This window comes from Parasediminibacterium sp. HNIBRBA5674, from assembly GCF_056745525.1.
The window spans coordinates 1-6,504 of record NZ_JBQWIE010000070.1 but is presented as its reverse complement, the minus strand read 5'-3'; the positions used below and the strand labels follow the sequence as shown (position 1 = coordinate 6,504).

Here is a 6,504-nt window from a genome sequence, read left to right as displayed (position 1 = left end):
TTGACAGGTCATAAAGCTCCGTTTGTGTATTATCTGTTATTACCAATTTCCATTTCCCTTGTCTTATAGCACCTAAATTGTTTAGTTTAAAAAACAAGGCATCGTGTGGTGGGGCAGTAATTTTGTTGGTGAGGTAGGGCGTTAAATCAACACCATCTAAGTTGGTTGGCTCACTATCTTTTGTACCAGTTAAAGCTGTGCAGGTTTTAAAAATATCCAGTGTGCTTACGGGCTGCTTATAATTTAAGCCAGCAGGAAAAACACCTGGATACATAGCAAAAAACGGCGTTCTAATACCTCCTTCGTAAACCGTCCATTTATAATCTCTTAGAGGCAAATTTTCACTACGATTTTCAGGATGTCCACCATTATCGCCAAAGAAGAAAACAACCGTATTTTTATCAAGCCCACTGGCTTTTAATTTATCTAAAATTTTGCCTACTGCTTGATCTAATGCCACGATGGTAGCTACCGCATCTGCACGTGAAGTATCATTTGAAAATTGAGCTAAATATTTAGCGGCTTCGCCAGGTCGAGCAGTACTTATTTTTGGTACTTGCATTGGGTGCCCCACAGCAACCGAAGAATCGTAGGATTTTTTTATAAATGTTGCTAGCTTAGCTATAGATAGTATATGCGGCGCATTAAAAGCAACCGTTAACTGGAATGGCCTGTTCTTATTGCGTTCTATAAATTCTACAGATTCTCGTGCAAATAAATCTGTACTATACTCTTTGCTATTTTCAATAACACCATTGCGTGCTAATCTTGGATTATAATAATTAATAAACGGGCTAGATACTGGCGAACACAAAGTCTCGTTAAATGCATCACGTAAATAAGGCATGGGGCCATCGCTATGCCATTTACCAATATGGGCTGTATAATAACCAGCGTTCTTTAATATATTAGGTAGCATTGGAATTGTTGTTGGTATACCACCTGCATTATTTGAAAAGCCAAAACGTTGTGGGTAAAGACCAGTTAAAAAACCTGCTCTGGAAGGCCCACAAAGAGGCACAGGTACATAGCCAGATTCAAACTTGACGCCTTGGGTGGCAAACCTATCTATATTAGGCGTTTTTATCACCGTCCTGAAAAGTGAACTTACATCACCACTGCCCAAATCGTCTACTATTATCACGATAACATTTGGCTTAGTTGTGGGCTTTTGAGCTAACAAATAAATACTTGGTGAGAGAATTATAAATACAAAAAATATGATGAACTTACTAATTTTTAACCGTTTTTTCATACTATCTATTATTTTTATTGAAAATTATAGCAATCTGGCATTGCCTATCCCACAAGTGACTATTAATGATTTGTAAAAAATTCAGTTTAAGAATGTTGTAAATACTGAATAAAGTTATCGGCTGGATTATTATGAAATACTTCAATTTATTCACGTACCTATCTAACAATTTGAGGTTATCGAATACTTTGATTCATTAAGACGCGATACAATATAATTGCTTATTTGAGTGATTAGATGATCTAAAAAATCATTTTTCAAATAGGAAATATTTGTAGCAATCATGTTAATGTCCAACTGCGAACTTATTTTACATAAATCAATCACCCATCCTGAGCTATACTGAAAGATTTGTTTTAGAAAGTATAGCTTAATTGCAAAGACCTTACTTAGGTTGCAATTGTTTAATCTCTAGTAGATATTATTTTAGGACATTAGGAGATTCATTATCGCAGGATTATAAATAAATTACAGAGATTTATAAAGGTGTGACGATTATGCTCTTAATGGTATTGGCTGTTCAAACTTAAAAAAATGGAAAGTTGCTATTGCAAAGTCTACTTCCTTTTATTACATTCATCATTAAAACCATATAATAGCAAATTAATTTAAGTCATAATAGAACACACTTATTACTCGTTGATAAATTATATCAAACTATAAATGTCCTTAAATATAAATTTTAACCGTTATTGTTTTATGATTTTTTGCGATGAAATTATACCGTTTGCACTATTTACGGCGAAATATATACCTTTCGGCAAATTAATTCCAAGAACAACGGGATTTTGGCTGCTTATAATTTTATTTTCAAGTATTCTGCCATACTGGTCTATAATATTTATACTAAGAGGTATTTGAGAATTTGTTGTAATAGTAAACGATTTGGTAAACGGATTAGGAAAGCTGCTAACTATTATTGGTTTTACCGTATTTAGTTCAATAACATTGCTATATCGTATTATTCCATTAAAATCAACCTGGGCCAACCTATAATAAGATTTACCGAAAGATGCATTATTATCTTCATAAGTATAATTATTCAAGGTATTGCTGTTTCCAGCCCCTTTAACAGTGCCAATTGTACTGAATGAATTATTATCGATACTGCGTTGAATATTAAAATACGCATTATTTATTTCAGCAATAGTCGTCCAGAAAAGCCGGTTGGTGTACTTTTCACTTCGACCATAAAAATTACTTAAATCAACTGGTAATGGATTAGCTGTTAATTGAGCATCCCAAGCTTTCCATTTATCCCACATATCTTTAACCAGAGCAGGCTGTTTGTTAGCTAAATTATTTTGTTCTTCTACATCTTTTGACAGGTCATAAAGCTCTGTTTGTGTATTATCTGTTATTACTAATTTCCATTCCCCTTGTCTTACAGCGCCTAAATTATATATTTTAAAAAATAAGGCATCGTGTGGTGCGGTTGTAATTTTATTGGTAAGATATGGCGTTAAGTCAACTCCATCCAGATTGTTCGGTTCGCTATTTTTTGTACCAGTTAAAGCTGTGCAGGTTTTAAAAATATCTAGTGTACTTACTGGCTGCCTATAATTTAAGCCAGCAGGAAAAACGCCAGGGTACATGGCAAAAAAAGGTGTGCGAATACCTCCTTCGTAAACCGTCCATTTATAATCTCTCAGAGGCAAATTTTCACTACGATTTTCAGGATGTCCACCATTATCGCTAAAAAAGAAAACAATGGTGTTCTTATCAAGACCAGTTAGGCTAAGTTTATCCAAGATTTTACCTACTGCCTGATCTAATGCTACAATCGTGGCCACCGCATCTGCACGTGAAGTATCATTGGAAAATTGAGCTAAGTACTTTGCAGCTTCCCCAGGACGGGCGGTATTCATTTTTGGCACTTGTATTGGCCTACCTAAAGCAAGTGAGGAGTCATAAGATTTTTTTATAAGTGCTGCTTGCTTAACAACGGATAATATGTGTGGTGCATTAAAAGCAACCGTTAGCTGAAATGGCTTGTTTTTGTTGCGTTCTATAAATTCAACAGCCTCGCGTGCAAATAAATCAGTACTGTACTCATTGCTGTTTTCAACAACACCATTTCGAGCCAAACTAGGACGGTAGTAATTGATAAATGGACTGGAAACTGGTGAACAAAGGCTTTCATTAAAAGCATCTCTTAAATATGGCATCGGTCCATCACTATGCCATTTACCAATATGTGCTGTATAATAACCAGCGTTCTTTAATATATTAGGCAGCATAGGCATAGTTGTTGGTATACCGCCAGAATTATCGGCAAACCCAAAACGTTGAGGATAGAGACCAGTTAAAAAACCAGCTCTGGAAGGCCCACAAAGAGGAACGGGTACATAGCCAGATTCGAACTTGACGCCTTGGGTGGCAAACCTATCTATGTTCGGCGTTTTTATCACCGTCCTAAAAAGCGAACTTACATCACCACTGCCCAAATCGTCCACGATTATAACGATAACATTGGGCTTAGTTGTTGACACTTGAGCTAACAAATAAATACTTGGTGAGAGAATTATAAATACAAAAAATATGATGGACTTACTAAATTTTGAACGTATTTTCATATTATTCATTATTTTTATTAATTACTAATCCAACCTAGCAATGCTTATCTTAACAAGTGGCCGTGAATGATTGGTAAAAGATTTAGTTTAAGAATGTTGCAAATACTGAATAAATTTATAGACTAGATTATTGTGACATAATTCAATTTATTCACCTACCTAATTTAACTCATTTGAGATTATCGGATTCTTACATCTATCATTAAGCGATATAATGTAGTTGCTTATTTGAGTAATTAGAGGATTTAGAAAATCATTTTTCAAATGGGAAATATTTATAGCAATCAATTTGATGTTGACCCGCGAACTTATTTAATATAAATCAATCACCCATCCTGAGCTGTACTGAAAGATCTGTTTTAGAAAGTATCATTAATGTAATTATTATCTTTGAATATAATTTTTTGTAAAATCTTCAATGGTATAATTTATGACAACTTATATTTTATTATATTTATTATAATATAAATCAACTATTTCAATCAAAAAAAATTACAAAATATTTCGAAGCTGTAACTTTTTTTTGTGTAATACCAGGACTTCAGAGATTAACACTTAATAATTACTAACACGATATCAGGATAGCTCAGGATAGCTAAACTATAAAATCTAAATAGTTTCATCGTGTATTTATAAAAGAAAATGATTGCTACATAGTCAATTAACCTAAAGCTATTTAAAGTTTTTTAACAACCTGTTTATTTACCTGCCATAACATAAATCTTAATTATTGGTCTCCTTCCCTGATTATTTACCCTACAACAAATTAAAAAAACACATTTTATTGACTGATTTTAAGAAGAGTAAAAATATACAATATTTAAAATATAAATAATGAAAATAAAAAAAATACTTCTTTTCCTAGCATTACTTATTTTAAATGCAGCCAATATTATTTTTGGCAGAACAATTATTGTAAAGAAAAACGGGTTAGGTGATTATACAAAAATAAATGATGCCGCTCAGGTGGCACAGCCAGGAGATACGATTTTAGTTTTTAATGGTACTTATAGAGAATTGGTAAACCCTGTTAGGGGCGGAACTAGCGAAACGAAACGCATTACCTATTTAGCAGTAGGGAATAATGTGATAATAAAGGGGTCGGAAATTGCTACAGGGTGGGTAAACCAAAATGATGGCACTTGGAAACTGACATTGAATACAGCCATTTTTAATGGTAGAAACCCTTTTGCCCTAAATATGAAATACGTCAGCACTGAGGATAGTATTTCTAAAACAGTAAAAGGAAAGGCTCATTCTTTAGGGGAAATATATGTAAATGAGCAAGCCATGTGCGAACTAAGCACTGTGGCCTTGGTAAAGGCAAACGCCAACTCGTGGACAGATATAAATAACGGCACAGTACTAATTGCAAATTTTGGTTCGCAAAACCCCAATACTGAATTGGTAGAAATAAATGCTAGAGAGCAATGCTTTAGCCCATCCTCCTATAATTTGGGCTATATAACGGTAGATGGCTTTCAAATTAGGCATGCTGCCAACTATGTAGATCAAAATTTTGGCACTGCTATAAATCCTATACATGGTATTATCAGTACTAACACTGGCCATCACTGGATTATCCAAAACTGTACTATAGAATATTCAAATGGTTTTGGGCTCGATTATGGTCGCAGCGGCGATGCAACAAGCGCAACTTTCCCTGGCGGATACAATATAATACAAAACAATACTATTAGAAACACTGGAGCAAATGGAATTATCGGATTTAATATCTCAAACAATATCATACAGGGCAACAGTGTACTAAAGGCTGGTCGATTGAACCCAGATATACTATCGCTAGCTGCCATAAAACTGATTGCGGGGAACATTAATACTAAAGTTTTAGATAATTATGTGTACGGTCTTCGGTCTGGTGAAGTGCTGTATTGTGATGTAAATTGGGGTAATGCAAAAATTTCGGGCAATGTATTAACCAACCCTGCTACTAATGGGGCAGGTGCCAATAGAATATATTTAGAAATAGGAGCTGCAGCACAGTTTGATAATAATGTGTTCATTAATACCAATGTGTACCAACGCAATACAAATGGGATGGTATTTGCACAAAACTTATTTATTGGGTCTTTATTTGGCTATGTTTGGACAGATAGAGGGCCAACCGCAGCCCCAGCCGATGCAACACATATTTCTAGTAACAACAGTTATTTTAGCAATATATTCTTTGGTAGTTCTGCATTAAAGAATGTACCACTTACACCCTATCCAGGACAAAATGCGAATGCATCTGACTACAACGCTTTTTTTACAAACGCACCATGCAAACCCGTTGGCATGGATGCTAATAGTAAAGTGTATGGCAATGCAACTTTCGATCCTAATAATGCTTACACCACTACTGAGTCCTCAGCAAAACTGACCTTTAATATGAATGCAGAGGCCTTGGCTATACCATCGCCTTTTTGGGCTGCTGATTCGTTTGCACCAAATTACAAAACATGGATAATTCCTGATATTGACAAAGACTTCTTTGGAAAAGCAATCTCTAAAACCGCACCAAAGGTTGGCCCTTTTGCGGATATTGCTGTAGGCGCCAATGCCTATACACTTTGGCCAAAAACAACACAACCTGTAGTCAATTCGGTAAAAGTAGATAATGCGAATGCTGCTATTTCATATACTGGTACTTGGACTACTGCTACTGATGCA

General features: G+C 34.9%; 3 protein-coding genes. 1 reads left to right on the top strand and 2 read right to left on the bottom strand.

Features of this window, described 5'->3' with window-relative positions; translation table 11 throughout:
• Both ACT9TX_RS18125 and ACT9TX_RS18120 read right to left on the bottom strand, forming a co-directional pair.
• Positions 1-1,255: sulfatase family protein (locus ACT9TX_RS18125; protein ID WP_481340476.1), on the bottom strand; the 1,255-nt coding region annotated here is incomplete at its 3' end.
• Between the two features lie 689 nt (positions 1,256-1,944).
• Positions 1,945-3,840, bottom strand: coding sequence for a sulfatase-like hydrolase/transferase (locus ACT9TX_RS18120; protein WP_481340474.1), 1,896 nt, complete (start codon positions 3,838-3,840; stop codon positions 1,945-1,947).
• A gap of 825 nt (positions 3,841-4,665) precedes the next feature.
• Between ACT9TX_RS18120 and ACT9TX_RS18115 the strand changes: the two genes are divergently transcribed.
• Positions 4,666-6,504 (top strand): right-handed parallel beta-helix repeat-containing protein (locus ACT9TX_RS18115; RefSeq protein ID WP_481340472.1); only part of this gene is annotated, 1,839 nt, incomplete at its 3' end.

Coding starts and splice junctions, on each gene's coding strand:
- ACT9TX_RS18120 (WP_481340474.1), bottom strand. CDS start 3,840: ATGAATAATATGAAAATACGTTCAAAATTTAGTAAGTCCATCATATTT.